The following is a 26281-nucleotide window of genomic DNA, read 5'->3' as shown; positions in this document are numbered from 1 at the left end:
AGGTCACCTCGCTTACATCGGTGATAAATTAAGGAAGAAACGCTGCAACCAGCCCATATTCTGCGCTTCATTGATATAGCCGTTGCCGACGTATTCGATGCGCGCATCGGCCACCTGGGTGGACGGTACGGTGTTGGAGCCGCTGATGGTGCGAGGGTTAACCACACCCGAGAAGCGAATGAACTCAGTGCCTTGATTGATGGCGATCTGTTTTTCACCCACGACATGTAAATTGCCGTTCGCCAGCACCTGGTCAACGGTCACCGTCAGGGTGCCGCTAAAGGTGTTGCTGGCATTGGCGCCGCCTTTACCATTAAAGGAGTTGCCGCCAGAGGTCTCGACATCGGCGCGGGCATTACCGAAGAGACCTTCGAGGTAACGCGGCACAGTATCGAAGCCAAAATTGGTCTTCCCGTCGCGGCTGGCATTCGCGGACGAGCTCTTGCTGGCGCTGACGTTTTCCTGAAGCTGGATGGTCAACGTGTCGCCGATATTACGCGGGCGACGGTCTTCAAACATCGGCTGATAACCGTAATTGATCGGCTGCGCTGTCTGGAAAATAGAGCCATTCGCGACCGGCGTCGGGCCAGGAATGGGTTGGGCGGAAGTCGCACCCTGCACCAGAGGTTGAGACGGTACCCAGGCGCAACCGGTAAGGGTAACGGCCAGGAGGGTCACTATCGGATAACGAATCGCCGCGAGTTTTTGCATTGCCTTCATCTTCGAAAACAGGGAGCCGGTACGGCGAGAACCGCACCGGACTACACCTTAGAGTTGCGTCAGTTTCTGCAGCATCTGGTCGGTCGTCGACACTGCTTTACTGTTAATTTCGTACGCGCGCTGAACCTGGATCATATTCACCAGCTCTTCCGCGACGTTGACGTTTGAGGTCTCCACATACCCCTGATACAGCAGACCTGAACCGTTCAGACCCGGCGTGCTCTCGTTCGGCGCACCGGAGGACTGGGTTTCGATGTACAGGTTCTCACCGATGCTTTCCAGACCGGTGTCGTTCATAAAGGTGGTCAGGTTAAGCTGGCCAACCTGTACCGGTGCAGCCTGGCCCTGCTGGGTCACGCTTACGATCCCGTCACGCCCGATGGTAATGCTCAGGGCGTTAGCCGGAATGGTGATCGCTGGCTGTACCTGGAAACCGCCCGCCGTCACCAGCTGGCCATTCTGATCCACCTGGAACGAGCCGTCACGAGTGTAGGCCGAAGTACCGTCAGGCAGCTGGACCTGGAAGAAGCCCTGGCCTTTGATCGCCACGTCTTTGCTGTTGTTGGTCTGGGACAGGTTGCCCTGGCTGTGCAGACGCTCGGTTGCCACCGGACGAACACCGGTACCAATCTGCAGACCGGATGGCAGCGTGGTCTGTTCAGACGACTGCGCACCCGGCTGGCGGATGGTCTGGTAAAGCAAATCTTCGAAAACTGCACGCTGACGTTTAAACCCATTGGTGCTGACGTTCGCCAGGTTGTTGGCGATAACGTCCATATTGGTTTGCTGCGCGTCGAGGCCCGTTTTCGCGATCCATAAAGAACTGATCATAAGAAGTCCTGTTAACTCATTGACAGCAGTTGGTTAGCTTTGCCCGCGTTTTCATCAACGCTGGAGATCACCTTCATCTGCATTTCAAAACGGCGCGCGCTGGCAATCATGTCGGTCATCGCCGCCACTGGCTTAACGTTACTGCCTTCCAGCACGCCTGACATGACGCGAATGGTCGGGTCAGCCTGTAAGGTCGCGCCACGGGTGGCCTGCGCCGCCTGGGTCAGACGGAACATGCCGTCGTCGCCACGCTGCACTTCGCTGCCTTCAGCTTTGACCAGCTTCAGGCGGCCAACCGGTGCTACGGTGTTCGGCGGATCGCCCGGGTTCAGGGCCGAGATGGTACCGTCTGCCGCGATGGTGATCTCCGAGCCTTCCGGCACGGTGATCGGGCCGCCTTCGCCGATAACCGGATGTCCCTGGATGGTCAGTTGCCCGACCGCATCCACCTGGATGTTCCCGTTACGGGTGTAGCCTTCGCTGCCGTCGGCCGTTTCAACCGCCAGCCAGCCGTCCTGCTGCAGCGCCACGTCGAGCGGGCGCGAGGTGTAGTCCATCTGCCCTGGCGTCATGTCGGCGCCCGGCGTGGATGCAGTGACCAGCGTACGCGTCGGCAGGGAGAGTCCTTCCACCGGTACGGCGCGCATCGCATTGAGCTGCGCACGAAAACCCGGCGTCGAGGCGTTCGCCAGGTTACTGGCGGTGACGGCCTGCTGATTGAGCGTCTGACTGGCGGCGCCCATCGCGGTATATATTGCGTGATCCATTAAGCTATCCCGTCAGCCACTTAGCGGAGGTTAACCAGCGTGTTGAGGATCTGGTCCTGGGTTTTGATGGTCTGCGCGTTCGACTGATAGTTACGCTGCGCGACGATCATATTGACCAGCTCTTTACTCAGGTCGACGTTGGAGGCTTCCAGCGCGCCGTTGGTCAGGGTACCGAAGTTACCGGAACCGGCGGTGCCGAGCAGCGCGACGCCCGAAGATTGGGTAGCAGACCAGACGTTGTTACCTTCAGACTGGAGACCTTCGTTGTTGGCGAAGTTCGCCATCACGATCTGACCCAGCACCTGGCTCTGTTCGTTGGAGTAGTTACCTACCACGGTACCGTCATCGTTGATCTGATAGCTCACTAGGTCGCCCGGCTTGTAGCCGTTCTGGTTGGTCGCCACGATGTTGTTCGCCCCGGTGTTCTGCTGCATGGAGTTGAGGAAGCTCAGGGTGAACTCTATCGACTCCGCGCCGCTCAGCGGATCGGTAGTCACGTTGATAGACGGGCTGGTATTTGCTGCAGCGCTCAACGTACCGGCGGCGTCGTAGTTGTACACACCTTCCAGATTACCGTTGCCATCGAAGTTCATCTGCGCGGTTTTGGTGATCTTACCGTTAGCAACACTGCCGTCCTGGGTATAGAGATCCCATTTGTTGTCTGCCGTTTTCACGTAGTAGACATACATGTTGTGGGCGTTACCCTGGTTGTCATAAACGGTGATGGTGCCTTTCTTGTTGAAACTGTCTGAATCCGGGTTAGCGTTGGTAACGTCAAACGGAATGGTCGGCACGCTGTCGGTGGAGTTCAGGTTGATCTGCTGCGCCGCGGTGCTGGTGGCTTTTGCCGACATCAGCGTGTTTGGAATGTTGATCGGCTGCGGGTTGGCACCGGTCTGCACCGTTGGCGGGCTACCTGCTGCCGGATAGCCGGTCAGCTGCAGACCCTGCATGTTCACCAGGTTGCGGTTTTCGTCCATGCTGAACTGGCCGTTACGGCTGTAATAGACCGAACCGTTGCTGTCGAGCATGCGGAAGAAGCCGCTCTGGCTGATAGCCACATCCAGGCCACGCCCGGTGTTGGTGGTAGTACCGTCTGAAAAGTCCTGGGTGATCCCGGCGACTTTAACGCCCAGACCTACTTTGGAGCCGGCGAACATATCTGCGAACGACGCGCTACCGGACTTAAAGCCATAGGTCGCGGAGTTGGCAATGTTGTTACCAATGACGTCGAGGTTAGTGGCTGCAGCATTCAGGCCGCTGACCGCTTGTGAAAAGGCCATGAGTTACTCCTGGTAATGGTTTTAAATAATCTGCCGAACTTCGTCGAGCGTGGTAGTACCGTAAGTCCCGAGATCCAGCGTGTTACCGCTGCTGCTGCGGATCACGCCCTGCACCATCGCAAACTGCAGTGGCTGTGCCACCAGCTGCGTGCTGCCGCTGCTGGCGGAAATGGCGACGTTATAAGAGCCGTTTGGCGCCGTGGTGCCGTCGGTCAGGGTCCCGTCCCAGGTAAAGGTGTGAACGCCCGCTTTCAGCTCGCCGATGTCAATGGTGCGTACCACCGCACCGTTCTTATCGGTGATGGTGGCGGTCACTTTGTCCGCGCTCTGCTGCAGCTCCACACCAAACGGGGTGGTTGAGGTGGTCGTCGAGCCTTCGGCACCGCTGGTGCCTGCCAGAACGGTCGAGCCCGGGATCATCACGCCATGGCCAATCAGCGTGCTGGCCTGCATCGACTGGCTGCTGTCGATCTGCCCGGAGATGGAGCCCAGCGTGGTGTTGAGTTTCTCGATGCCGCTCACCGTACTGATCTGCGCAAGCTGCGTGGTCAGTTCGTTATTCTGCATCGGGTTGGTCGGATCCTGGTTTTTCAGCTGCGCAACCAGCAGCGTCAGAAAGCTGCCCTGGAGATCGGAAGCGTTACTTCCGGTAAGCGAGCTGCTGCCGGTGGCGCCGCTGACGCCAGTAGCAGCCGATCTGTCATTAACATTTACGGCAATGGACATTGATCTCTCCTTTACTGGCCCAGAGTGAGGGTTTTAAGCATCATGCTCTTCACGGTGTTCAGGACTTCTACGTTGGCCTGGTAGCTGCGGGACGCCGACATGGTGTTCACCATCTCACCGACCACATCCACGTTTGGCATTTTGACGTAGCCACTGGCGTCGGCCAGCGGGTTGCCCGGCTCGTACACCAGCTTGTTGGGAGCCTGGCTCTCAATCACGCTGGCCACTTTGACCCCGCCGGTTTGCGCACCCGGTGCTGCATCCACCTGGAACACCACCTGTTTGGCGCGGTAAGGTTGACCGTCCGGACCCGCCACGCTGTCAGCGTTCGCCATGTTACTGGCGGCGACGTTCAGACGTTGGGATTGCGCGGTCAGGGCTGAACCCGCGATATCAAAGATATTGAGTAAGGCCATTACTAGTTGCCTCCCTGCAGAACACTCATCATGCCTTTAATCTGCCCGCCGAGAACGGTCAGTCCCATCTGGTACTTGAGGCTGTTATCGGCGAACTGCGTACGCTCCCGGTCCATATCGACGGTGTTGCCGTCGAGGGATGGCTGATCGGGGATGCGGTAAAGTAAATCGGTATTCGGTGTCGTCACGGTCTCTGCCGGAATATGGCGTGCAGAGGTCAGCGCAAGGGCGACACCGCTATTTTCGGCCCGACCGCGCTCCATCACTTTCTTTAATTCACTGGAAAAATCGATATCGCGCGCCTGAAACCCGGGGGTATCGGCGTTGGCGATATTGGCGGCCAGAATCTCCTGACGCTGGGCGCGTAAGTTGAGCGCTTCCTGCTGAAAACGTAGCGCGGCGTCGAGTTTATCGAGCATGTCTCCTCCGCTGATGGCAAAATTTCAGTGGATAGCTTAAATCTCAACCCGTCTCCGTCATCGACGGAATAAGCGCAAAATGCGTCGCTATTTATTGCGTTGATGCCCAACCGCTACAGGTAGAATCCTGCTCATTCTGTAATCCGATGGTAACGGGCGATATGGCACTTAAAGGTGGTTTGACCGCAATCCTGCTCCTCTGGAGCGCCTGCACTCTGGCGCAGGATCTTGATGCCCAGCTGACGGCGTTTTTTGCCCAGCGTCTGGCAGGGTATAGCGATGAGGTTTCGGTGCAGATCCGCACGCCTGCCACCATGCTGCCCTCCTGTGAAACACCCGAATTCAGCGTCCCTGGAAACACCAGGCAGTGGGGCAACGTCAGCGTCACGGCACGATGTGACAATGAAAAACGGTTTATACAGGTTGCAGTTCAGGCGACGGGCGATTATGTTGTCGCGTCCCGGAACATCCCACGTGGTGCGGCCTTGCAGCCGGGTAGCGTTGCGCTGAAGCGCGGCAGACTGGATCAGCTGCCTCCGCGCACGATGCTGGATATTAACCAGGCGCAGAATGCCATTAGCTTGCGCGATCTGGTGCCCGGGCAGCCTCTGCAACTGTCGATGCTGCGCCAGGCTTGGCTCATTAAAGCCGGACAGCGGGTAATGGTGATCGCCAGCGGCGAGGGCTTTAGCGTTAACAGCGAAGGACAGGCGCTGAACAATGCGGCCGTGGCGCAAAACGCCCGCGTCAGGATGACCTCAGGTCAGGTCGTGAGCGGCACCGTCGATTCTGATGGGAATATTCTGATTAACCTATAATCTTTTTAAAGATTATGCGGCGACTGCCGATAAATCATTAACAAGTGATAATGTCAGGCGCTAACGCCGCCAACCCTCGATGAGGACAACACAATGAGCATTGATCGTACATCGCCCCTGAAGCCGGTTAGCACTGTACAACCTCGCGAACTGAATGAGACTGCGACGGCAAAACCGCGCCCGCAAAAATCGGCCGCGGCTAACAGCACCAGCGTTACGCTGAGCGATGCCCAGGCGAAACTGATGCAGCCGGGCAGCAACGATATCAACATGGAACGTGTTGAAGCGCTGAAAACCGCGATCCGTAACGGTGAGCTGAAAATGGACACCAGTAAAATCGCTGACGCGCTGATTCAGGAAGCGCAAAGTTTCTTAGAGTAATCGCCGTATGAGTCGTCTGACGGAAATTATGGATCAAATGACGGTCGTCTTAAACGACCTGAAAACGGTGATGGACGCCGAGCAACAACAGCTCTCTGCCGGGAATGTGAACGGCAGCGCGCTGCAGCGCATTACAGAAGATAAAAGCTCCCTGCTGGCAACTCTGGATTATCTGGAGCAGCAGCGCCGTACCGAACAGTCCGCGCGCCAGAGTGCCAATGATGATGTCGCCGATCGCTGGCAAACTATTACTGAAAAAACACAGCGTCTGCGCGATCTCAATCAGCATAACGGCTGGTTACTCGAGGGGCAAATCACCCGCAACCAGCAGGCGCTGGACGTGCTGAAGCCGCATCAGGAGCCGGCACTGTACGGTGCCGATGGCCAGACTTCCAGCTCACGCAGCGGCGGGAAGAAGTTTTCGATTTAATTGTTGTGAGACAGACAGAAAAAGGGGAGCACCGACAGGCGCTCCCCTTTTTTGGCTTTACGCCGTGCGGCGGGCGAACTCTTTCACCTTAAAGCCCAGCACCGCGAGAGTCGCGAAGTAGGCCACGACGCCCACCACCACCACCGCCATCAGGCGCAGCAGACGATAAGGCATGGTGCCCAGCGACCAGTCAGGCATCACGTACAGCATGCCCACCAGCGCTGCGGCCATCACCAGCACCGCGATCACCAGACGTAACAGGAAGCTCGCCCAGCCCGGCTGCGGGGTAAAAATCTGCTGCTTTCTCAGCTGCCAGTAGAGCAGCCCGGCATTCAGACAGGCTGCCAGACCGATGGAGAGCGACAGGCCGGCGTGCTTCAGTGGGCCAATAAACGCCAGGTTCATCACCTGGGTCATGATCAGGGTCACGATGGCAATCTTCACCGGCGTCTTGATGTCCTGGCGCGAGTAGAAGCCCGGGGCCAGCACTTTCACCACAATCAACCCCATCAGCCCGACGGAATAGGCCACCAGCGCCCGCTGGGTCATCAGGGCATCGAAGGCGCTAAATTTACCGTACTGGAACAAGGACACCACCAGCGGTTTCGCGAGGATCCCCAGCGCCACCGCGCTCGGCAGCGCCAGCAGGAAGCAGAGGCGTAACCCCCAGTCCATCAGACGACAGTACTCATCCTGGTTGCCGCTGGCGAAGCTGCGTGAGAGCGACGGCAGCAAAATAGTGCCCAGCGCCACCCCGAGTACCCCGGACGGGAACTCCATCAGGCGGTCGGCGTAGTACATCCAGGAGACGGAACCGGAGACCAGGAAAGAGGCGAAGATGGTGTTGATGATCAGCGAAATCTGGCTCACCGAGACGCCAAGAATGGCCGGGCCCATCTGCTTCACCACCCGCATCGCCCCGGCATCGCGCAGGTTAATGCGCGGCAGCACCAGCATGCCGATCTTTTTCAGGTGCGGCAGTTGATACGCCAGCTGCAGCACGCCGCCCACCGTCACCGCCCAGGCCAGCGCCAGCACCGGCGGATGGAAGTGCGGTGCGGCGAACAGCGCAAAGCCGATCATGCTGACGTTGAGGAACGTCGGCGCAAACGCCGGGACCGAGAAGCGGTTCCAGGTGTTAAGGATCGCCCCCGCCAGCGACGCCAGCGAGATCAGCAGAATATAGGGGAAGGTGATGCGCAACAGCTGCGAGGTCAGGGCAAATTTGTCGGCGGTATCGGCAAAGCCGGGGGCGGTGACCATGATCACCCAGGGCGCCGCCAGCATCCCGATTACCGTGACGATCGCCAGGGCGAGGGTCAGCAATCCCGAGACGTAGGAGACAAACACTTTCGTCGCGTCTTCCCCCTGCTTGCTTTTGTATTCCGCCAGAATGGGGACAAAAGCCTGGGAGAACGCGCCTTCGGCAAAGATACGGCGCAGCAGGTTAGGCAGTTTAAAAGCAACAAAAAAGGCGTCAGTCGCCATCCCTGCGCCAAAGACCCTTGCCACAATGGCGTCGCGCGCAAAGCCCAGCACGCGCGAAAACATGGTCATTGAGCTGACGGCAGCCAGCGATTTTAATAGGTTCATTAACGTGAATTTCCACTACCAGACGGCAAAACGCCTGCAAAGCAGGCGTGATTCTCGCCGGGTCGCTGCGCTTACCCGGCCTACAGGACAATAAAAGCGCCTAGTCTACTCGTAAAAAAACGAATTGCTATGGGCAGATGTTACAGCGGGTTATTCGCTCATGGCATCGCGCCAGAGCTTCTCCACGATACGCTGGGCGCGGATCGCCTGTTCACCCGCGGTTTCAGGAACCGTCTGATTTTGCACGCATTCGATGAAGTGACGCGCGCAGCCCGCAAAGCCGCGCTGTTCAAGAGTACTCTGCCAGCCCGGGATGGCCGGCGTAACGACACCTGCGCCGCGCTCCTCACGCCACTCGCGCATGTCGGTGATGTCCAGCAGCGCGCCGTCCGTTACCGCCTGGATCCACTCGCGCTGGCTGCCCGCCCGGCGGTGCATGGAGGTGGTGATCTGCAGATTGCCCGCACTGAAATGGTGCTCGGCATAGACCATCGCCCCCTGCTCGTTGGTTTGCAGCGTGCCGCCGGTCAGTTGGGCATTATCGCCCGCCAGCCACAGGGCAGTGTCCACCACGTGCAGATAATCATCCAGCAGGGTAAAGCGCAGATCGTTGGGCCCGATACTGTCGGCGCGGTGTTTATCCATCCGCAGCGAGGCCGCATCGTTCAGCTGCGTTTTCAGCTGCTGGTAGAGCGGCGCGAAGCGGCGGTTAAAGCCGACCATCAGGGTGAGCTTCTTCCGCGCCGCGAGCTCAATCAGGCGCTCGGCGTCGGCCAGGTTGTCAGCCAGCGGTTTATCGACGCAAACATGAACACCGGCCTGCAGCAGCTCGCTGACCACCTGATAGTGGGTGACGGTGGAGGTGTGGACAAAGACCACATCACACTCCCGGGCCAGATCCTGTAACGATGAATAATAAGGCATGCGTACGGACTCGCAGATCCTTAGCGCCTTATCCCGCGACGGCGACCAGGCGCCCTGTAACGTCCAGTCTGTCGCGGCGCTCAGCACCGGCAGCCAGGCTTTCTGCGCGATACCGCCCAGCCCTACAACGCCTACACGTAATTTTGCCACCGTTAATCCCCCAGATGTGCCAGCAGCGAATCGAGTCGCTGTTTCAATTCTTCGACTTCATTCTCCAGCGCCTCAACACGGGCCAGCAAGGTTTCATCCGCAACCGGCGCTGCGGCCTCTGACGTCGCAACGGAGGTATCAACCTCGCCGCTGAAGAGGTGCATATAGCGGCTTTCGCGCTTGCCCGGCTCGCGCGCCAGACGCAGGACAAAGGGCCCATCTTCACGGGCAGCAAGCCCCTCAAGCGCCTGCTCTACCTCCTGCATATCGGCGAACTCGTGCATGCGCGCGGCTCGGGTACGCAGCTCGCCGGGCGTCTGCGCCCCACGCAGCAGCAGAGTGGCGATCAACGCCACTTCGGCAGAGTTCAGTTTCAGGGCGCCAAACTCGGAGTTGCAAAAACGCTGCTCATATTTGGTAACGCGATTGCCAAAGCCGCTGACGGTGCGCAGATAGTGGCGTTTAACCAGCGCATCAAGCAGATCCTGCACCTCATGCTCGGCGAGGTTCATCACCGGTTCACGGTTGGTTTTCTGATTACAGGCCAGGGTCACTGCATTCACCGAGAGCGGATACTGTTCCGGCGTGGTGACCTGTTTTTCCAGCAGACAGCCAATGACGCGCGCTTCTGTGGCGGTTAATTGGTATTTCATCTCTGTTCCTTAGCGCCCCGCGCTCCACTCTTTGGTTGTCAGCGCCGTCAGGACATGATCGCGCCATTCGCCGTCAATCAGCAGATAGTCTTTGGCGTAGCCCTCTTTTTCGAACCCGAGGCGCGCCAGCAGATCCCCGCTGCGCTGATTGTGCGGCATGTAGTTGGCCATAATGCGGTGCATATGCTGGGTACGCTGCATATAGCGGATTGCCGAGGTTAAGGCCTCAAACATCAGCCCCTGCCCCTGCCATTTTTGTCCGATGGAGTAACCCAGATAGCAGGCGTGAAACGATCCCCGCACCACGTTAGAAAAGTTGGCGATCCCAACGATCTCTTTCTCATCGGGATCGAGCAGGGCAAAATAGAACGCCGAACCCTGCTTGTGGAACTCGGCAATCATGCTCAGCCGGGCCTGCCAGCCGGAAGGATAACAGTGGCTTTCATCCCGCACGGGTTCCCAGGGTTTTAAAAACTGACGATTCTCGGCGTAGTAGTCCGCCAGACGCCAGGCATCACGCTCATGAACCAGACGAACCACCAGCCGGTCAGTCGTGAGGCGCACTTTCGGCACATTACTGCGATAGCCAAACATGGATACAACTCCTTCCTGTTACAACCTTGACCCGTTAGCTTTACTATACCTGCGCCGTTGCCGTCTGGGAAAACAGTGACATACCATTTTGAAGACTTTTCACATTTTTCGATGAAAAGCCTCAATCAAAGTACCCTTTTGATAAAAAAATATTGTCGCTTGCGCTGTGGGAAAAACTCCGGCGAAACCGCAGAATATTAGCGCGCTTATCATCTTTATTCCCCTGGAGGGGAAATGTCCCGTATCTCACAGGCCCGGAGTCTGGGTAAGTACTTCCTGCTCGTCGATAACATGCTGGTTGTGCTCGGCTTTTTTGTCGTTTTCCCGCTTATTTCGATTCGCTTTGTCGATCAGATGGGCTGGGCGGCGCTGATGGTCGGCATTGCACTGGGGCTGCGCCAGTTCGTTCAGCAGGGGCTGGGGGTGTTTGGCGGCGCAATTGCCGACCGCTTCGGCGCTAAACCGATGATCGTCACCGGCATGCTGCTGCGGGCGGCGGGGTTTGCCACTATGGCGATCGCCCATGAACCCTGGCTGCTGTGGGTCTCCTGCTTTATCTCCGGTCTTGGCGGCACGCTGTTCGACCCACCGCGCACGGCCTTAGTGGTCAAACTGATCCGCCCTCAGCATCGCGGACGTTTTTTCTCCCTGCTAATGATGCAGGACAGCGCCGGGGCGGTGGTGGGCGCGCTGCTGGGCAGCTGGCTGCTGCAGTATGATTTTCGTCTGGTCTGCGCCACGGGCGCGGTGCTGTTTATCCTCTGCGCGGCCTTCAACGCCTGGCTGCTGCCCGCCTGGAAACTCTCCACCGTCAAAGCGCCGGTGCGTGAGGGGCTGGATCGGGTCTGGCGCGATAAACGCTTTATCACCTATGTGCTGACCCTGGCGGGCTATTACATGCTGGGAGTGCAGGTGATGCTGATGCTGCCGATCATGGTTAACGATGTGGCGGGCTCCCCGGCGGCGGTCAAATGGATGTACGCCATTGAGGCCTGTCTCTCCCTGACCCTGCTCTACCCCATTGCGCGCTGGAGCGAGAAACGATTCCGCCTCGAGCACCGCCTGATGGCGGGGCTGCTGCTGATGTCCCTGAGCATGCTGCCCATCGGCATGGTCAGCTCCCTGCAGCAGCTGTTTATGCTGATCTGCACCTTCTATATCGGCTCTATTATCGCCGAACCGGCTCGTGAAACGCTGAGCGCCGAGCTGGCCGACCCGCGCGCGCGGGGCAGCTATATGGGCTTCAGCCGTCTCGGGCTGGCGATTGGCGGTGCGCTGGGCTATGCCGGAGGCGGCTGGCTGTTCGATGCCGGGAAAGCGTTCCACCAGCCCGAGCTGCCGTGGGTGATGCTGGCCTTAATCGGCGTCATCACCTTCTTTGCGCTGGGCTGGCAGTTCAGCCACAAGCGCCGCGTGCGCCCCTTGCTGGAACCCGGCGCCTGATTGCTCCACAGGCGCAGATATCAGTTTTTTCTGCTGGTCTGACTCAGGCTCCCCTGACATACTGGCGCGTCAGGATTGAAGCGCTGACATATATGTCGAGGAAAACCATGAAGAAGATCGTTATTGCCACTGCGTTGATCATCAGCGGCCTGCTGGTTGGTTGTAATCAGCTTACCCAGTACACCGTCAGTGAACAGGAGATCAACCAGGCACTGCAAAAGCGCAATAACTTTGCGAAAGATATTGGCGTTCCGGGCGTGGCGGATGCGCATATCGTCCTGACCAACCTTGCCAGTCAGATTGGCCGCGAGGAGCCGAATAAAGTGATGCTCTCCGGGGATGCCAGCCTGGACATGAACTCGCTGTTCGGTAGCCAGAAAGCCAATATCAAACTGAAATTAAAAGCGCTGCCGGTCTTCAATAAAGATCAGGGCGCCATCTATCTGCAGCAGATGGAGATCACCGACGCCGTGGTGTCGCCGGACAAGATGAAGCCGGTTCTGCAAACCCTGATGCCCTACCTGAACCAGTCACTGCAGAATTACTTTAATCATCAGCCGGCCTACATCCTGAGCGAAGATAACAGCAAGGGTGAAGCGCTGGCGAAAAAATACGCTAAAGGTATCGAAGTGAAGCCGGGTGAGATTGTTATCCCCTTCGTCGATTAACCTCCAGGGCGCTCCGGCGCCCTTTTTTTTGCGGAAAAGAGTGCAAACGAAAACGTTTCCCCCTATTCTTTGTGTCCGGCAAAAATCATCTCACTCAGCCGGAGCCTATCCATGACTGCACCATCCCAGGTTTTGAAAATTCGCCGCCCAGACGACTGGCATATCCATCTTCGCGATGGCGATATGCTGAATACCGTCGTGCCTTATACCAGTGAAATCTATGGCCGCGCGATTGTTATGCCAAACCTGGTGCCGCCCGTCACCACGGTCGATGCGGCGATTGCCTATCGCCAGCGCATTCTTGATGCCGTGCCTGCCGGTCACGATTTTACCCCGCTGATGACCTGTTATCTGACCGACACGCTCGATCCTAATGAGATTGAACGCGGCTTTAACGAAGGGGTCTTTACTGCCGCCAAACTCTACCCGGCGAACGCCACCACTAACTCCAGCCATGGCGTGACCAGCATTGATGCCATTATGCCGGTGCTGGAGCGTATGGAGAAACTGGGGATGCCGCTGCTGGTGCATGGCGAAGTGACCCATGCCGAGATCGATATCTTCGACCGTGAAGCGCGCTTCATCGACACCGTGATGGAGCCGCTGCGTCAGCGCCTGCCGGGTCTGAAAGTGGTGTTTGAACACATCACCACCAAAGATGCAGCCGAGTACGTGCGCGAGGGCAACGAGCTTCTGGCTGCCACCATCACCCCGCAGCACCTGATGTTCAACCGCAACCACATGCTGGTGGGCGGCGTGCGCCCTCACCTCTACTGCCTGCCCATCCTCAAACGCAATATCCACCAGCAGGCGCTGCGTGAACTCGTCGCCAGCGGCTTTGAGCGCGCCTTCCTCGGCACCGACTCCGCCCCGCACGCCCGTCATCGCAAAGAGGCCAGCTGCGGCTGTGCAGGCTGCTTTAACGCCCCTACGGCGCTGGCCAGCTATGCCCAGGTGTTTGACGAGATGAACGCCCTGCAGCACTTTGAGGCCTTCTGCTCCCTGAACGGCCCTCGCTTCTACGGCCTGCCGGTCAATGAAACCTTCGTTGAACTGGTACGCGAAGAGAGCAGCGTGGTGGATTCTATTGCGCTGACGGATGACACCCTGATCCCGTTCCTCGCAGGTGAAACCGTGCACTGGACGGTAAAACGCTAAAAATTGTTGGCCCCCTGTTGTAAGTTCAATAATATAACTGTATAAATAACCAGTATATTACACAGGGGGCAACTATGCGTATCGAAGTGACCATTGCCAGAACAACTGCTTTGCCTGCCGGCGCGCTGGATGCGCTGGCGGGTGAATTATCCCGCCGTATAAATGACTCCTTCCCCGAACGCGAAGGTGCTGTCACCGTGCGTTATGCCGGGTCAAACAATCTGTCGGTCATCGGTGGCGCCAAAGAAGATAAAGCGCGCATCAGCGAAATTTTACAGGAAACCTGGGAGAGCGCTGACGACTGGTTTATTACCGATTAATTTTATCCCTCTTTGTTTTTTTTTGCCGGGTCGCCCCGGCTTTTTTTCGTCTGTTCAACGTTAGTACGAATAATCTGACTGACTTCCTCAAAAATCATCAGCAAGATGATGTTTTAATGTTCAAACAATCCTAAAACGCACAAATTTGTTGTGCTGCCTGTTTCTTTTTCCCTTCAGAAGCCTTATTTATTGATATACTGAAATTGCTTCAGAAAAACACGCATTGAACCTCACAGTCGTTGTCTTTTAACACGTATTCAGGGGGTTATGATGGAAAAGAATAATGAAGTCATCCAGACACATCCGCTTGTTGGCTGGGATATCAGCACTGTAGATAGCTACGACGCACTGATGCTGCGTTTGCATTACCAGACCCCGAATCACCCTGACACCGAAGAAGCGGAAGTTGGGCAGACGCTGTGGTTAACAACAGACGTCGCACGTCAGTTTATTTCTATTTTAGAAGCCGGTATTGCAAAAATAGAATCCAGTGACTACCAGGCAAATGAGTACCGGCGACATTAATGTCATGTCTAAATCTCACTCAAAAAGGCACCTTACGGTGCCTCATTTATTTCGCCCTTGTATAACCGTCACGTCTTAATTACCCTGCTAAGCAACGAAACGCGTAAAGAGAATCTGATGAAATACGATTTAATTATTATTGGCAGCGGATCTGTCGGTGCAGCGGCAGGATATTACGCAACACGTGCCGGTCAAAACGTCCTGATGATCGATGCCCATATGCCGCCCCACACCGAAGGTAGTCATCACGGCGACACCCGCCTGATGCGTCACGCTTACGGGGAAGGTGAACGCTATGTGCCGCTGGTTTTGCGCGCCCAGGCGCTGTGGGATGAGCTGGCCGACATCAGCGGCGAACCGGTCTTCGAACGCACGGGGGTGGTCAATCTCGGGCCGTCAGATTCGACGTTCCTGGCAACCGTTGAGCAGAGCGCCCGCCAGTTCAATCTCAATCTTGAGCGGCTGGACGCGGCGGCGGTGATGAAGCGCTGGCCTGAAATCCAGGTTCCTGAGGGTTATATCGGTCTGTTTGAGGCCGAGTCCGGAGTCCTGCGCAGCGAGCTGGCGATCAAAACCTGGATTGCGCTGGCGAAAGAGGCGGGCTGCGCACAGCTGTTTAACTGCCCGGTCACCGCGATTTCCCATCAGGACGACGGCGTCACCGTCGAGACCCCGGAGGGTCCGTATCGTGCGGATCGCCTGCTGGTAAGCGCCGGAACCTGGGTATCGCGTCTGGTGCCCGGCCTGCCGATCCAGCCGGTGCGCAAGGTCTTCTCCTGGTTCCAGTCCGACGGGCGTTACAGTCATCAGAACCGCTTCCCGGCCTTCACTGGCGAGCTGCCAGATGGGGATCAGTTCTACGGCTTCCCATCAGAGAAAGATGCGCTGAAGATCGGTAAACACAACGGCGGGCAGGTTATCAACTCCCCGGAAGAGCGCAAACCGTTCGGTGCCTGGCCTGGCGACGGCTCTGAAGCATTCAAGTTCCTGCGCAACGTGTTGCCGGGTATCGGCGGCCTGTTATACGGGGCAGCCTGCACCTATGACAACACGCCGGACGAAGACTTCATCATCGATACCCTGCCGGGCCATGATAATACGCTGCTGATCGCCGGCCTGAGCGGGCACGGGTTCAAATTTGCCAGCGTGCTGGGCGAGATTGCCGCGCAATTCTCACAGCAGATCGCCCCGCCGTTTGATCTCGCGCCTTTCTCCCTGTCGCGCTTTAGCCGATAATGCTGTCAGGCTTCGGGTTGCCGAAGCCTTTCATCATCTCCATTACCGGTACCCTCATGCGTCGTATTGTTAATTATGTGGTCAATAATATTCGCGAGCATCTGATGCTCTATATTGTGCTGTGGTCGTTACTGGCGATCCTCGATATTCTGTACATTGTATTTTTCTGATGAGACATATTGACAAAAACTGACGATTCTTAAGATAACTATAATTTCACAATAAATTATTTGAACATCATAAAATCGTCATAACCCGCCTTAAATCAGCCTGCATCACAAAGCATTAACAGTCATATTGACCATTTTTACTTATTTTCCTTCAAAAGAATTGAACAAATAAAATTAATAATGAATATCTATAAATATCATTTGCATTAATGTTTCCTCCACGCCATTTTGAGCGCTTATTAATTAATGACGGTATTCAAAATGCAGGTGCGTAATTCCCCTACACGCTATGGCGTTATTTCCATGAGTTTGCACTGGCTGATGGCTATTGCGGTGTATGGCATGTTTGGCCTTGGATTATGGATGGTGACCCTCAGCTATTACGATGGTTGGTATCACCAGGCACCAGAGCTGCACAAAAGCATCGGTTTTATGCTGATGCTCGCGCTGGTGGTGCGTCTGCTGTGGCGCCGTTTTTCCCCGGTGCCCCCGGCGCTGAAAAGCCAGTCGCGCGTCACGCGTCTGAGCGCCGCCGCCGCGCATTTTGCCCTGTATGCGGTGCTGTTCGCCATTCTTATCAGCGGTTATTTAATTTCCACCGCCGACGGCAAGCCGATCAGCGTCTTCGGTCTGTTTGACGTCCCTGCCCTGCTGGCGGATGCCGGGGCGCAGGCCGATCTGGCCGGCACCGTTCATCTGTGGCTGGCCTGGGGCGTGGTCTCGTTATCTGCACTGCATGGTCTTGCGGCCATCAAACACCACTTTATCGACAAAGACGCCACCCTGACACGAATGTTGGGCAAAGCGTCACCTGACTCTGGAGCATAAAATGAAAAAAAGCCTGCTGGGATTAACCTTAGGTTCTCTGCTGTTCACCACCGGCGCCGCGGTGGCAGCCGACTACAAAATTGATAAGCAAGGTCAGCACGCCTTTGTGAATTTCCGCATCCAGCATCTGGGCTACAGCTGGTTGTATGGCACCTTCAAGGATTTCGACGGCTCCTTCACCTTTGATGAGAGTAATCCGGCGGCCGATAAGGTCAACGTGACCCTGAATACCAACAGCCTGGATACCAACCACGCCGAGCGCGATAAGCACCTGCGTAGCGCAGATTTCCTCAACGTGGCGAAATACCCGCAGGCGACCTTTACCTCGACCGAGGTGAAGAAGGATGGCGAGGGTCTGGATATCACTGGCGATCTGACGCTGAACGGCGTAACCAAGCCGGTTAAGCTGGATGCAAAACTGATTGGTCAGGGTGACGATCCCTGGGGCGGTAAGCGCGCAGGATTTGAAGCGACAGGCAAAATTCACCTGAAGGACTTCAACATCACCACCGATCTGGGCCCGGCGTCGCAGGACGTAGAGCTGATTATTTCGGTGGAAGGGGTACAGCAGAAGTAATGCCCTCGCCCGGTCAGCATCGCGCTACCGGGCAAGGTTTCAGGGTTATTCCGGGTCAGGAATACCCAGGCGGGTGTTCAGACGCCCACGCGATTTATTGAAGATCTTATTGCCGTTCTCGCGGCCCGCACGGCGGCGGCGCTGCTCCTCTTCCGGCAACATACTCTCCTCGCTACACAGCTCGCTGCAGCAGCCGTTGAACTTCCCGGCGCAGGCAGGACACTGAATAAACAGCAGGTGACAGCCGTCGTTTTTGCAGTTGGTATGGGTGTCGCAGGCGGTGCCGCACTGATGGCAATGGGCGATCACATCGTCAGAGATACGCTCCCCCATCCGCTCGTCAAAGACGAAGTTCTTGCCGATAAAGCGCACCGGCAGCCCCTGTTCGCGCGCGCGACGGGCATACTCAATGATCCCGCCCTCGATATGCCAGACTTTGTTGAAGCCCTGATGCTTCATGTATGCGCTGGCTTTTTCGCAGCGGATCCCCCCGGTGCAGTACATGACAATTTTCTTGTCCTTATGCTCCTGCATCATCTCAACCGCTTTCGGCAGCTGCTCGCGGAAGGTGTCTGCCGGGATTTCAAGCGCGTTTTCAAAATGGCCCACTTCATATTCGTAGTGGTTACGCATATCGATAAACACGGCGTCGGGATCGTCGAGCATGGCGTTAACGTCGGCCGCTTTCAGGTACTCACCCACATCGCTGGCGTCAAACGTCGGGTCGTCAATGCCGTCGGCCACAATGCGTTCGCGCACTTTCAGGCGCAGCACCCAGAAAGATTTGCCGTCATCGTCGAGGGCAACGTTCAGGCGCAGGCCGTCCAGCGCCGGGTCAAAGGCGTACAGGAAGTCACGCAGGGCCTCGACGTTGCTTTCAGGCACGCTGATTTGCGCATTGATACCTTCGTGCGCCAGATAGATGCGGCCAAAGACGTTCAGGGCAGTTAACGCCTTATACAGTGCGTCACGCGTGGCCTGTGGGTTAACGACGGTGAAATATTTATAGAACGAGATCGTCGTGCGCGGCTCGGTTTCAGCCAACATGCGCGCTTTCAGCTCTTCGTTCGAAATGAGGTTGTGTAACACTGGCATGGTGTACGGTTCCTGCAATCGTAGTGAGAATGAAAATCGGGCGGCATCATATAGCAAACAATGAGAATTTACATCCCTTCATTTTGCGCTACATTTCATACCTCTTAATGCCCGGGCAATAACATTTGACGTTTTTATGAACATTCCGTTGTCATCCGTTTTGGATATGAAACGAATAATGCGACAATCTGCCGACAGGACGTATTAAAAACAGGAACGACATGACTCAATTACCTAAATTTTCCACTGCGCTATTACATCCTCGTTACTGGCTGACCTGGGCTGGCATCGGTTTATTATGGTTACTGGTGCAGCTGCCCTACCCGCTGATCTACCGTCTCGGCTGCGGCCTGGGTCGCCTGGCGATGCGCTTTATGCCCCGCCGCGCCTGGATTGCCCGACGCAATCTGGAACTCTGTTTTCCTGAGATGAGCGAGCAAGAGCGTCACGACATGGTGGTCAAAAACTTTGAATCCGTCGGCATGGGGCTGATGGAGACCGGGATGGCATGGTTCTGGTCCGATAAACGCATGGCGCGCTGGACCGAAGTGACCGGCACCGGCATGGAGCCCGTGCATCAGCTCCAGGCGCAGAAAACCGGCGTACTGCTGATTGGCGTTCATTTTCTCACGCTGGAGATCGGCGCGCGGATGTTCGGCATGCAGGCCCCCGGCATCGGCGTCTATCGCCCGAATGACAATCCGGTGATCGACTGGCTGCAAACCTGGGGCCGGATGCGCTCCAACAAGAGCATGATCGACCGTAAAGATCTCAAGGGGATGATCCGGGCGCTGAAATCCGGCGAGGTGATCTGGTATGCGCCGGACCATGACTACGGCCCGGGTGCCAGCGTCTTCGTTCCGTTCTTTGCCGTCGATGAAGCGGCCACTACCACCGGTACCTGGACGCTGGCCCGTCTGTCGCAGGCGGCAATTGTGCCCTTCGTACCGCGCCGCAAATCCAACGGTAAGGGCTATGAGCTGATGATGCTGGAACCAGAGTGTTCTCCACCGCTGGACGATGCGAAAACCACCGCCGCGTGGATGAATGAGGTGGTTGAGAAGTGCATCCTGCTGGCACCGGAACAGTATATGTGGCTGCATCGCCGCTTCAAAACCCGCCCTGAAGGCGTACCTTCCCGCTATTAACGTTGTGCCCTGCGGCCTCTCCGGCCGCACCACCCTTTTGACTTATCATGCTTTCCCGCATTGCAGCAACCATCACCCAGGCGCATAATTAGCAGGCTTATTACTTCTTTAAATGATGATGCCGCTGCGCATCATAATGCGGATAGCTATGTCTCCCTCAGAAACGCCAATTAACTGGAAGCGGAACCTCATGGTGGCCTGGCTGGGCTGCTTTCTCACCGGGGCCGCCTTTAGCCTGGTCATGCCTTTCCTGCCGCTGTATGTCGAACAGCTGGGCGTCAGCGGCCACAGCGCCCTCAACATGTGGTCGGGGCTGGTCTTCAGCATCACCTTCCTCTTCTCCGCCATCGCGTCTCCGTTCTGGGGTGGGCTGGCCGATCGCAAGGGGCGTAAGATTATGCTGCTGCGCTCGGCGCTGGGGATGGCGATTATCATGCTACTGATGGGGATGGCGCAAAACATCTGGCAATTTCTGATCTTACGCGCCGTGCTGGGGCTGCTGGGCGGGTTTGTGCCCAATGCCAACGCGCTTATCGCCACGCAAATTCCTCGCCATAAAAGCGGCTGGGCGTTAGGCACCCTCTCCACCGGTGCGGTGAGCGGCGCTCTGCTCGGCCCGTTGGCCGGCGGGCTTCTGGCGGACAGCTACGGTCTGCGCCCGGTCTTTTTCATCACCGCGGGCGTCCTGTTTGCCTGCTTCCTGCTGACCTTTTTCTGCATTCGGGAAAATTTTACTCCGGTGCCCAAAAAAGAGATGCTGCATGCCCGCCAGGTGTTCGCCTCGCTGAAAAACCCCCGACTGGTAATCAGCCTGTTTGTCACCACCATGATCATTCAGGTAGCGACCGGGTCCATCGCGCCGATCCTGACCCTGTATGTACGCGACCTCGCCGGCCACGTCAGCAATATCGCCTTTATCAGCGGCTTAATCGCCTCGGTGCCGGGCGTGGCCGCGCTGATCAGCGCCCCGCGGCTGGGAAAACTGGGGGATCGTATCGGCCCGGAAAGGATCCTGATTGTCGCCCTGGCGATCTCCGTCCTGCTGCTTATCCCGATGTCCTTCGTGCAATCGCCGTGGCAGCTGGGCGTACTGCGCTTTTTACTCGGGGCGGCCGATGGTGCCCTGCTGCCTGCGGTCCAGACCCTGCTGGTCTATAACTCCACCAATCAGATTGCCGGCCGTATCTTCAGCTATAACCAGTCGTTCCGTGATATCGGCAACGTCACCGGCCCGCTTCTCGGGGCCGGTATCGCGGCCAGCTACGGTTTTCGCGCGGTGTTTATTGTGACCGCTTGCGTGGTGATGTTTAACGTCTTTTACTCCTGGGTAAGTCTGTCGCGCGACGTTCGCCAGCCGCGGTCTGTCCACGAGCCGGATAGGGTATCTGCGCCAGATTAAGACAACTTCGTGAATGCTTTTACGGCTTTCATACTTGCAATTATGGAGAATCAGCTATTCTTTCCCTGAACACCATGTCAAATCACAGGGAGACGCCGATGACTATGTTTGCCACTCTAGAGGAAGCGATTGATGCCGCGCGCGAGGAGTTCCTCGCTGATAATCCCGGCATTGAGGAAGATGACGCGAATATTGAGCAACTCAATATCCAGAAATATGTCATGCAGGATGGGGACATTATGTGGCAGGCCGAATTTTTTGCCGATGACGGCGAAGACGGCGAATGTCTGCCGGTGCTGAGCGGTGAAGCGGCTCAGGCAGTGTTTGATGGCGATTATGACGAGATTGAGCTCCGTCAGGAGTGGCTGGAAGAGAACACCCTGCATGAATGGGATGAGGGTGAATTCCAGCTTGAGCCGCCGCTGGATACCGAAGAGGGCCAAACCGCAGCGGATGAGTGGGATGAGCGTTAGTTACTCATAGGGCCCATGCTGAGCGTCGATGGGCAGCAGCAGGGTATCGAAAACCAGCGAGAATGGCAGATCCAGCACCGTCAGGTAACGCCACGCGGAGTCGCGAACGTCCCACTGCACGCCCGGATAGTATTGATTGCCGTGTCCCTGCCCCGGGATGGTCCGGCTGATAATACTCCCGCAGCCGCTCAGTAATAACGCCATCGTAATGACGATGAAAAATCGCATTTAATACCTCAAAGATAAAAATACCGGCCCTGGAGCCGGTATTTATTTGCCGGGTGGCGCTACGCTTACCCGGCCTACACGTCATGCAACACTGACGGCTTATTTGGTCTTCAACGCCTGCGGGTTCATCTTCAACGTCTGATAATGGTTCACCCATGAAGAGTATTTCTCCGGGGCGGACCAGACACGATAATGCAGGCGCGACAGGGTGACCGGGTCGCTCAGCAACACCAGACGACGATCGCGGTTCAGCTTCTCCGGGGTCTCGTTCAGCGCCTGCTCAACGTGACGATCGCGGGCGATCTCCAGCACATGGCTGGCACGGTGACGGGCAGTCGCCATGGCGGTGGCCAGCGCGTTGAACGATGGGTTAAACACGGCGTGCATAAAACCATCTTCCAGCGAACGGCTGCGGTTGAGCTCCAGATACCTGTCGGTATCCACCAGCACCTGCGGCGGGGAATACTCTTCCGGGATCAGGAACAGCTTCCAGCGTTTGGTGCGCAGACCCACGGTCGACCGGCTGGAGATCACCGACACGAACGGCGACAGGATCAGCGAGAAGACAATCGGTGCCAGCCAGAACAGGAAGCGCAGATCCAGCCACGCCATCCCTACGGCCCACACCAGGCCAAGCAGCATCTGCGAGCCGTGACGCATAAAGGCTTCACTCCACGGGGTGGAGTCATCGTCACGCTGCGGTGAGTTCCAGACCACTTCCCAGCCGAGGAACGCGCTGACCACGAAGACGGTGTGGAACAGCATACGCACCGGTGCCAGCAGTACCGAGAACAGCACTTCCAGCAGCAGGGAGAGCGTGACGCGGAAGAAACCGCCGTACTCTTTCGAGCCCTTACACCAGATCAGCACGATACTGAGCAGCTTCGGCAGGAACAGCAGCACCATCGTCGAGGCAAAGAGCGCGATCGCCAGCTCGGGACGCCACTGCGGCCACACCGGGAACAGCTGGCGCGGTTGCAGGAAGTACTGCGGCTCGGTCAGGGCGTGCACCACCTGCAGCGCGGTCGACAGGGCCAGGAACATAAACCACAGCGGCGCGGAGAGGTAGGACATCACGCCGGTCAGGAACACGGCACGGTGTACCGGGTGCATCCCTTTGACGAGGAACAGGCGGAAGTTCATCAGGTTACCGTGACACCAGCGGCGGTCACGCTTCAGCTCATCCAGCAGGTTCGGCGGCAGCTCTTCATAAGAGCCCGGGAGGTCGTAGGCAATCCACACCCCCCAACCAGCACGACGCATCAGCGCGGCTTCCACGAAGTCATGCGACAGGATCGAGCCCGCAAAGGAGCCTTCACCCGGCAGCGGCGCCAGGGCACAGTGCTCGATGAACGGCTTCACGCGGATGATGGCGTTATGCCCCCAGTAGTGGGATTCACCCAGCTGCCAGAAGTGCAGACCGGCGGTAAAGAGCGGCCCGTACACGCGCGTCGCAAACTGCTGGCAGCGCGCATAGAGCGTGTCCATGCCCGACGCTTTTGGCGAAGACTGGATGATCCCGGCGTTGGGGTTGGCTTCCATCAGGCGCACGAGACCCGTCAGGCAGTCACCGGTCATCACCGAGTCCGCATCCAGCACCACCATGTAGCTGTACTGGTTGCCCCAGCGACGGCAGAAGTCATCGATGTTGCCGCTTTTACGCTTCACGCGACGACGGCGACGACGGTAGAAGATCTGCCCTTCGCCCTGCACTTCGGCGATCAGCTCCATCCAGGCTTTCTGTTCCGCCACGCAAATGTCGGGGTTGTAGCTGTCACTCAGGATGTAAACGTCGAAGTGTTCGCCGTTACCGGTAGCTTTCACCGACTCCCAGGTAGCGCGCAGGCCGGCGAAGACGCGATCGACGTCTTCGTTACAGATAGGCATGATCAGCGCCGTGCGGTGCTCAGGGTTGATAGGTTCATCCCCCACCGTCGACGCAGAGATGCTGTATTTGTCCCGGCCGATCAACAGCTGCAGGAAGCCCATCAGCGCGGTCCAGAAACCGGCCGATACCCAGCAGAAGAGAATGGCGAACAGCAGCAGGATGCCGCTCTGCAGTATATACGGCAGCAGCTGCATAAACGAGACCAGCAGATCCTGGCCGAACATATCGGCCGGATTGATCAGCGCCCAGCCCTGGTAAGGCAGAATGGTCTTCATATACCAGGTGGCGACGACGGTCTGCGCGATGGTCAGCAGCAGCAGGATGTAGCGGCGAATACTGCCGACGGTGCGCCATTTTTCCTCGCTGGCCTGCTGCTCTTTGGTCAGGCGAGAGAGGTAGCGCGGGGTCACGTCGCGGCCACGCAGGCGATCCCAGAAACGGCCCACCGGGTTGGTGCGCCAGGGATCCGGGAACATTGAGGAGCGCGTCGCTTTCGGCATCGCCTCAAGCTGGGTACGCCCTTCGTCATCGCGAATCAGCTGGCCTTCGGCCAGTGAGTCGGGCCAGGCCTGCTCAAGGCGGCTTTTAACCGAGCCCAGCGGGGTATCATCTTCACGGGTAAACGGATGATGATCGGCATCCAGCGCGGTATGCACCGCGCTGATGTCACCCTTCGGCAGTGCCGCCTTCTCGATATCGGTCAGCGGCATGGCATCGATATACTCAGTTGTCTTATTCATTGGCAGGTAGCTGATAGCTCCAGGTTTCACTCAGCGGCTGGTCAGCGTTCACCAGAGAGGCACGCATCTCAGTCGGTTGTTTCGCGTCTTTCAGTTTCACACGCAGGGTTAAACGCCAGCCTTTAGTGACCGGGTTATAACGCACGTTGTTTTCAACGATTTCACCGTTATCACCGATGCTTGCCTGCGCGGTGACCGGAGTTTCCGGCGCCAGTTTAGCCATCTCCTGACCGGTGAAGTCCACCACGAACGCGATAGTGCCATCCGGCTGACGGATAAGATTCGACTGCTTCACGTCACCGGTTGAACGGCGCGTCTGCAGCACATACGCGTTTTCTGGCGCATGCAGTTTGTCTTCATCGCGGCTCATGGTGATGGAGTAGTTGAAGTTCATCTCTTTCCCGGCTTCCGGAAGCTGATCCGGCGTCCAGTACGCGACGATGTTGTCGTTGGTTTCGTCGTTGGTCGGGATCTCTACCAGCTCAACTTTACCTTTGCCCCACTCGCCTTTCGGGGTGATCCAGGCGCTTGGGCGCAGATCGTAACGATCGTCCAGATCTTCAAAGCGAGAGAACTGACGACCGCGCTGCAGCAGGCCGAACCCCTGTGGGTTTTCCATGCTGAAGCTGCTTACCGCCAGATGTTTCGGGTTGTTCAGCGGACGCCAGATCCACTCGCCGTTCCCGGCAAGAATCGACAGACCGTTAGAGTCATGCAGTTCCGGGCGGAAGTTGGTGGCGGACGACGGCTGGTTAGGCCCGAACAGGAACATACTGGTTAATGGCGCAACGCCCAGCTTGCCGACTTTATCGCGCAGATAGACTTTTGACTGCACGTCAACCACGGTGTCTCGGCCCGGAATAATGACGAAACGATAGGCACCGGTCGCACGCGGAGAATCCAGCAGGGCATAGATAGTCAGGCGTTTGTCGGTCGGTTTTGGACGCTCAATCCAGAACTCGCGAAAACGAGGGAACTCTTCCCCGGAAGGCAGGGCGGTATCGATCGCCAGACCACGCGCAGAGAGGCCGTACACCTGGCCGCCGCCGATCACGCGGAAATAGCTCGCCCCCAGCATGCTGACAATTTCGTCGTTCTTATCTTTACTGTTGATAGGATAAAGCACTTTAAAGCCCGCAAAGCCCAGATCTTTCACGGTGTCTTTATCGTGTTGCACATTGCCGAAATTAAAATAATCCGGGCTGTACTTGATCTTACGTACCGCATTGGCTGTCACTTCATTAATAGTAACAGGCGTGTCGAAGTACATCCCCTGATGATAAAACTCAAGCTTGAATGGGGTCTTAATCTTATTCCAGTACGCTTTATCGTGATTAAACTGGATCTGCTGATAGTCCGCATATTTCATGTCGCGGAAAACGGAGGGCAAGTTACTTTTTGGCGCTTCGTACCCTTTACCCGCCATCGATTTTGCCTGTTTTGCGACGTCGTCGATGGTAAAGGCCAGGGCCGATGAGGTATACAGAGACAACAAGACGGCTGCCCCTAACCAACGCATTTTCATCATATGTGGTGTATGTTTCATAATAAGTAAGCACTTCCCCCTTTGTGTGCTTATATCGATCCGATCCATTTTAATGGAAAATCAGGCATTCCGACAACATAATCACCGCTTTGTTCAGCGTGCTGGCTCATGGATTAAGCAAATGAAAGTAACCC

At 57.0% G+C, this 26281-nt stretch carries 30 protein-coding genes; 15 read left to right on the top strand and 15 right to left on the bottom strand.

Annotation, left to right across the window (positions count from 1 at the left end; all coding sequences use genetic code 11):
* Nucleotides 1-12: 12 nt before the first annotated feature.
* The 7 genes from flgH to flgB are packed head-to-tail and all read right to left on the bottom strand — an operon-like array spanning nt 13 to nt 5162.
* Nucleotides 13-711, bottom strand: a complete 699-nt coding sequence (gene flgH, locus ACP4QI_RS08140; RefSeq protein ID WP_106992723.1) for a flagellar basal body L-ring protein FlgH — start codon at nt 709-711, stop codon at nt 13-15.
* Nucleotides 712-768: 57 nt separating this feature from the next.
* Nucleotides 769-1551, bottom strand: a complete 783-nt coding sequence (flgG, locus tag ACP4QI_RS08135; protein WP_032617536.1) for a flagellar basal-body rod protein FlgG — start codon at nt 1549-1551, stop codon at nt 769-771.
* Nucleotides 1552-1562: 11 nt separating this feature from the next.
* Nucleotides 1563-2318, bottom strand: coding sequence for a flagellar basal body rod protein FlgF (locus ACP4QI_RS08130; RefSeq protein WP_426494886.1), 756 nt, complete (start codon nt 2316-2318; stop codon nt 1563-1565).
* A 20-nt stretch (nt 2319-2338) separates the two neighbouring features.
* The gene (flgE, locus tag ACP4QI_RS08125) at nt 2339-3601 is read right to left on the bottom strand and encodes a flagellar hook protein FlgE (protein ID WP_426494887.1); all 1263 of its coding nucleotides are present in this window, start codon (nt 3599-3601) and stop codon (nt 2339-2341) included.
* A gap of 21 nt (nt 3602-3622) precedes the next feature.
* Entirely contained in the window at nt 3623-4327 is a 705-nt protein-coding gene (gene flgD, locus ACP4QI_RS08120) for a flagellar hook assembly protein FlgD (protein WP_426494888.1), read from the bottom strand.
* A gap of 11 nt (nt 4328-4338) precedes the next feature.
* Complete coding sequence (flgC, locus tag ACP4QI_RS08115) at nt 4339-4743, bottom strand: flagellar basal body rod protein FlgC (RefSeq protein WP_426494889.1); 405 nt, start codon at nt 4741-4743, stop codon at nt 4339-4341.
* Between the two features lie 2 nt (nt 4744-4745).
* Nucleotides 4746-5162: a flagellar basal body rod protein FlgB gene (flgB, locus tag ACP4QI_RS08110; RefSeq protein WP_032617531.1), complete on the bottom strand. Its 417-nt coding sequence runs from the start codon at nt 5160-5162 to the stop codon at nt 4746-4748.
* A gap of 161 nt (nt 5163-5323) precedes the next feature.
* Between flgB and flgA the strand changes: the two genes are divergently transcribed.
* The 3 genes from flgA to flgN all read left to right on the top strand — a co-directional run bounded on the left by flgA (nt 5324) and on the right by flgN (nt 6791).
* Nucleotides 5324-5980: a flagellar basal body P-ring formation chaperone FlgA gene (flgA, locus tag ACP4QI_RS08105; protein ID WP_426494890.1), complete on the top strand. Its 657-nt coding sequence runs from the start codon at nt 5324-5326 to the stop codon at nt 5978-5980.
* 93 nt (nt 5981-6073) lie between these two features.
* Nucleotides 6074-6361: a flagellar biosynthesis anti-sigma factor FlgM gene (flgM, locus tag ACP4QI_RS08100; protein ID WP_142489061.1), complete on the top strand. Its 288-nt coding sequence runs from the start codon at nt 6074-6076 to the stop codon at nt 6359-6361.
* A gap of 7 nt (nt 6362-6368) precedes the next feature.
* Complete coding sequence (gene flgN / locus ACP4QI_RS08095) at nt 6369-6791, top strand: flagella biosynthesis chaperone FlgN (RefSeq protein WP_142489060.1); 423 nt, start codon at nt 6369-6371, stop codon at nt 6789-6791.
* A gap of 57 nt (nt 6792-6848) precedes the next feature.
* On the opposite strand, the gene murJ is transcribed toward flgN, so the two are convergent.
* The 4 genes from murJ to rimJ all read right to left on the bottom strand — a co-directional run bounded on the left by murJ (nt 6849) and on the right by rimJ (nt 10705).
* Nucleotides 6849-8384, bottom strand: a complete 1536-nt coding sequence (gene murJ, locus ACP4QI_RS08090; RefSeq protein WP_142489059.1) for a murein biosynthesis integral membrane protein MurJ — start codon at nt 8382-8384, stop codon at nt 6849-6851.
* 150 nt (nt 8385-8534) lie between these two features.
* Complete coding sequence (locus ACP4QI_RS08085; RefSeq protein ID WP_285110776.1) at nt 8535-9458, bottom strand: Gfo/Idh/MocA family protein; 924 nt, start codon at nt 9456-9458, stop codon at nt 8535-8537.
* Between the two features lie 2 nt (nt 9459-9460).
* Nucleotides 9461-10111 (bottom strand): YceH family protein, encoded by a 651-nt coding sequence (locus ACP4QI_RS08080; protein ID WP_285110775.1) that lies wholly within the window; start codon nt 10109-10111, stop codon nt 9461-9463.
* 9 nt (nt 10112-10120) lie between these two features.
* The gene (rimJ, locus tag ACP4QI_RS08075) at nt 10121-10705 is read right to left on the bottom strand and encodes a ribosomal protein S5-alanine N-acetyltransferase (RefSeq protein WP_142489056.1); all 585 of its coding nucleotides are present in this window, start codon (nt 10703-10705) and stop codon (nt 10121-10123) included.
* A 234-nt stretch (nt 10706-10939) separates the two neighbouring features.
* On the opposite strand from rimJ, the gene mdtH reads away from it, so the two are divergent.
* The 9 genes from mdtH (at nt 10940) to ACP4QI_RS08030 (ending at nt 17630) form a co-directional block, all read left to right on the top strand.
* The gene (gene mdtH / locus ACP4QI_RS08070; RefSeq protein ID WP_426494891.1) at nt 10940-12148 is read left to right on the top strand and encodes a multidrug efflux MFS transporter MdtH; all 1209 of its coding nucleotides are present in this window, start codon (nt 10940-10942) and stop codon (nt 12146-12148) included.
* Between the two features lie 107 nt (nt 12149-12255).
* Nucleotides 12256-12816, top strand: coding sequence for a lipoprotein (locus tag ACP4QI_RS08065; RefSeq protein WP_426494892.1), 561 nt, complete (start codon nt 12256-12258; stop codon nt 12814-12816).
* 111 nt (nt 12817-12927) lie between these two features.
* Nucleotides 12928-13974: a dihydroorotase gene (gene pyrC / locus ACP4QI_RS08060; RefSeq protein WP_285127935.1), complete on the top strand. Its 1047-nt coding sequence runs from the start codon at nt 12928-12930 to the stop codon at nt 13972-13974.
* A 74-nt stretch (nt 13975-14048) separates the two neighbouring features.
* Complete coding sequence (gene dinI, locus ACP4QI_RS08055; protein WP_156263446.1) at nt 14049-14294, top strand: DNA damage-inducible protein I; 246 nt, start codon at nt 14049-14051, stop codon at nt 14292-14294.
* Between the two features lie 270 nt (nt 14295-14564).
* The gene (bssS, locus tag ACP4QI_RS08050) at nt 14565-14819 is read left to right on the top strand and encodes a biofilm formation regulator BssS (protein ID WP_142489051.1); all 255 of its coding nucleotides are present in this window, start codon (nt 14565-14567) and stop codon (nt 14817-14819) included.
* Between the two features lie 117 nt (nt 14820-14936).
* Nucleotides 14937-16055, top strand: coding sequence for an N-methyl-L-tryptophan oxidase (solA, locus tag ACP4QI_RS08045; protein WP_426494893.1), 1119 nt, complete (start codon nt 14937-14939; stop codon nt 16053-16055).
* Nucleotides 16056-16111: 56 nt separating this feature from the next.
* Entirely contained in the window at nt 16112-16225 is a 114-nt protein-coding gene (locus ACP4QI_RS08040; protein ID WP_142489049.1) for a YceO family protein, read from the top strand.
* A 261-nt stretch (nt 16226-16486) separates the two neighbouring features.
* A complete protein-coding gene (locus ACP4QI_RS08035) occupies nt 16487-17053 on the top strand; it encodes a cytochrome b (protein WP_156263444.1) in 567 nt (188 codons plus the stop codon).
* Nucleotide 17054: 1 nt separating this feature from the next.
* Entirely contained in the window at nt 17055-17630 is a 576-nt protein-coding gene (locus ACP4QI_RS08030; protein ID WP_426494894.1) for a YceI family protein, read from the top strand.
* A 45-nt stretch (nt 17631-17675) separates the two neighbouring features.
* On the opposite strand, the gene trhO is transcribed toward ACP4QI_RS08030, so the two are convergent.
* The gene (gene trhO, locus ACP4QI_RS08025) at nt 17676-18725 is read right to left on the bottom strand and encodes an oxygen-dependent tRNA uridine(34) hydroxylase TrhO (RefSeq protein WP_142489046.1); all 1050 of its coding nucleotides are present in this window, start codon (nt 18723-18725) and stop codon (nt 17676-17678) included.
* A 221-nt stretch (nt 18726-18946) separates the two neighbouring features.
* On the opposite strand from trhO, the gene ACP4QI_RS08020 reads away from it, so the two are divergent.
* The 3 genes from ACP4QI_RS08020 (at nt 18947) to ACP4QI_RS08010 (ending at nt 21745) form a co-directional block, all read left to right on the top strand.
* The gene (locus ACP4QI_RS08020) at nt 18947-19873 is read left to right on the top strand and encodes a Kdo(2)-lipid IV(A) acyltransferase (protein WP_426494895.1); all 927 of its coding nucleotides are present in this window, start codon (nt 18947-18949) and stop codon (nt 19871-19873) included.
* Between the two features lie 148 nt (nt 19874-20021).
* The gene (gene mdtG, locus ACP4QI_RS08015; RefSeq protein WP_426494896.1) at nt 20022-21272 is read left to right on the top strand and encodes a multidrug efflux MFS transporter MdtG; all 1251 of its coding nucleotides are present in this window, start codon (nt 20022-20024) and stop codon (nt 21270-21272) included.
* Nucleotides 21273-21370: 98 nt separating this feature from the next.
* On the top strand, nt 21371-21745 hold the full coding sequence (locus tag ACP4QI_RS08010; RefSeq protein ID WP_039032335.1) for a MysB family protein: 375 nt from the start codon (nt 21371-21373) through the stop codon (nt 21743-21745).
* Here ACP4QI_RS08010 and ACP4QI_RS08005 read toward each other — a convergent pair whose 3' ends face one another.
* The 3 genes from ACP4QI_RS08005 to mdoG form a co-directional block, all read right to left on the bottom strand.
* Nucleotides 21746-21973: a YceK/YidQ family lipoprotein gene (locus ACP4QI_RS08005; protein ID WP_114387444.1), complete on the bottom strand. Its 228-nt coding sequence runs from the start codon at nt 21971-21973 to the stop codon at nt 21746-21748.
* A gap of 99 nt (nt 21974-22072) precedes the next feature.
* The gene (mdoH, locus tag ACP4QI_RS08000; RefSeq protein WP_142489043.1) at nt 22073-24601 is read right to left on the bottom strand and encodes a glucans biosynthesis glucosyltransferase MdoH; all 2529 of its coding nucleotides are present in this window, start codon (nt 24599-24601) and stop codon (nt 22073-22075) included.
* Entirely contained in the window at nt 24594-26129 is a 1536-nt protein-coding gene (gene mdoG / locus ACP4QI_RS07995) for a glucans biosynthesis protein MdoG (protein ID WP_142489042.1), read from the bottom strand. The genes mdoH and mdoG overlap by 8 nt, the downstream gene beginning before the upstream one ends.
* Nucleotides 26130-26281 lie beyond the last annotated feature (152 nt).

This window comes from Leclercia sp. TB492, assembly GCF_049974505.2.
Lineage (GTDB): Bacteria > Pseudomonadota > Gammaproteobacteria > Enterobacterales > Enterobacteriaceae > Enterobacter > Enterobacter adecarboxylatus_C.
Note: the sequence above shows the minus strand (reverse complement) of the source record. Positions and strands in the feature narration are given on the sequence as shown.

Excerpts from the sequence above, each read along its gene's own strand:
- flgB (WP_032617531.1), bottom strand. The coding sequence starts at position 5,162 with ATGCTCGATAAACTCGACGCCGCGCTACGTTTTCAGCAGGAAGCGCTC.
- mdtH (WP_426494891.1), top strand. The coding sequence starts at position 10,940 with ATGTCCCGTATCTCACAGGCCCGGAGTCTGGGTAAGTACTTCCTGCTC.
- ACP4QI_RS08065 (WP_426494892.1), top strand. The coding sequence starts at position 12,256 with ATGAAGAAGATCGTTATTGCCACTGCGTTGATCATCAGCGGCCTGCTG.
- ACP4QI_RS08005 (WP_114387444.1), bottom strand. The coding sequence starts at position 21,973 with ATGCGATTTTTCATCGTCATTACGATGGCGTTATTACTGAGCGGCTGC.
- flgG (WP_032617536.1), bottom strand. The coding sequence starts at position 1,551 with ATGATCAGTTCTTTATGGATCGCGAAAACGGGCCTCGACGCGCAGCAA.
- dinI (WP_156263446.1), top strand. The coding sequence starts at position 14,049 with ATGCGTATCGAAGTGACCATTGCCAGAACAACTGCTTTGCCTGCCGGC.
- pyrC (WP_285127935.1), top strand. The coding sequence starts at position 12,928 with ATGACTGCACCATCCCAGGTTTTGAAAATTCGCCGCCCAGACGACTGG.
- flgH (WP_106992723.1), bottom strand. The coding sequence starts at position 711 with ATGCAAAAACTCGCGGCGATTCGTTATCCGATAGTGACCCTCCTGGCC.
- ACP4QI_RS08010 (WP_039032335.1), top strand. The coding sequence starts at position 21,371 with ATGACTATGTTTGCCACTCTAGAGGAAGCGATTGATGCCGCGCGCGAG.
- murJ (WP_142489059.1), bottom strand. The coding sequence starts at position 8,384 with ATGAACCTATTAAAATCGCTGGCTGCCGTCAGCTCAATGACCATGTTT.
- mdoG (WP_142489042.1), bottom strand. The coding sequence starts at position 26,129 with ATGATGAAAATGCGTTGGTTAGGGGCAGCCGTCTTGTTGTCTCTGTAT.
- bssS (WP_142489051.1), top strand. The coding sequence starts at position 14,565 with ATGGAAAAGAATAATGAAGTCATCCAGACACATCCGCTTGTTGGCTGG.
- flgM (WP_142489061.1), top strand. The coding sequence starts at position 6,074 with ATGAGCATTGATCGTACATCGCCCCTGAAGCCGGTTAGCACTGTACAA.
- ACP4QI_RS08020 (WP_426494895.1), top strand. The coding sequence starts at position 18,947 with ATGACTCAATTACCTAAATTTTCCACTGCGCTATTACATCCTCGTTAC.
- rimJ (WP_142489056.1), bottom strand. The coding sequence starts at position 10,705 with ATGTTTGGCTATCGCAGTAATGTGCCGAAAGTGCGCCTCACGACTGAC.
- flgA (WP_426494890.1), top strand. The coding sequence starts at position 5,324 with ATGGCACTTAAAGGTGGTTTGACCGCAATCCTGCTCCTCTGGAGCGCC.
- flgN (WP_142489060.1), top strand. The coding sequence starts at position 6,369 with ATGAGTCGTCTGACGGAAATTATGGATCAAATGACGGTCGTCTTAAAC.
- ACP4QI_RS08030 (WP_426494894.1), top strand. The coding sequence starts at position 17,055 with ATGAAAAAAAGCCTGCTGGGATTAACCTTAGGTTCTCTGCTGTTCACC.
- flgE (WP_426494887.1), bottom strand. The coding sequence starts at position 3,601 with ATGGCCTTTTCACAAGCGGTCAGCGGCCTGAATGCTGCAGCCACTAAC.
- solA (WP_426494893.1), top strand. The coding sequence starts at position 14,937 with ATGAAATACGATTTAATTATTATTGGCAGCGGATCTGTCGGTGCAGCG.
- flgC (WP_426494889.1), bottom strand. The coding sequence starts at position 4,743 with ATGGCCTTACTCAATATCTTTGATATCGCGGGTTCAGCCCTGACCGCG.
- trhO (WP_142489046.1), bottom strand. The coding sequence starts at position 18,725 with ATGCCAGTGTTACACAACCTCATTTCGAACGAAGAGCTGAAAGCGCGC.
- mdtG (WP_426494896.1), top strand. The coding sequence starts at position 20,022 with ATGTCTCCCTCAGAAACGCCAATTAACTGGAAGCGGAACCTCATGGTG.
- mdoH (WP_142489043.1), bottom strand. The coding sequence starts at position 24,601 with ATGAATAAGACAACTGAGTATATCGATGCCATGCCGCTGACCGATATC.
- flgD (WP_426494888.1), bottom strand. The coding sequence starts at position 4,327 with ATGTCCATTGCCGTAAATGTTAATGACAGATCGGCTGCTACTGGCGTC.
- ACP4QI_RS08080 (WP_285110775.1), bottom strand. The coding sequence starts at position 10,111 with ATGAAATACCAATTAACCGCCACAGAAGCGCGCGTCATTGGCTGTCTG.
- ACP4QI_RS08130 (WP_426494886.1), bottom strand. The coding sequence starts at position 2,318 with ATGGATCACGCAATATATACCGCGATGGGCGCCGCCAGTCAGACGCTC.
- ACP4QI_RS08035 (WP_156263444.1), top strand. The coding sequence starts at position 16,487 with ATGCAGGTGCGTAATTCCCCTACACGCTATGGCGTTATTTCCATGAGT.
- ACP4QI_RS08040 (WP_142489049.1), top strand. The coding sequence starts at position 16,112 with ATGCGTCGTATTGTTAATTATGTGGTCAATAATATTCGCGAGCATCTG.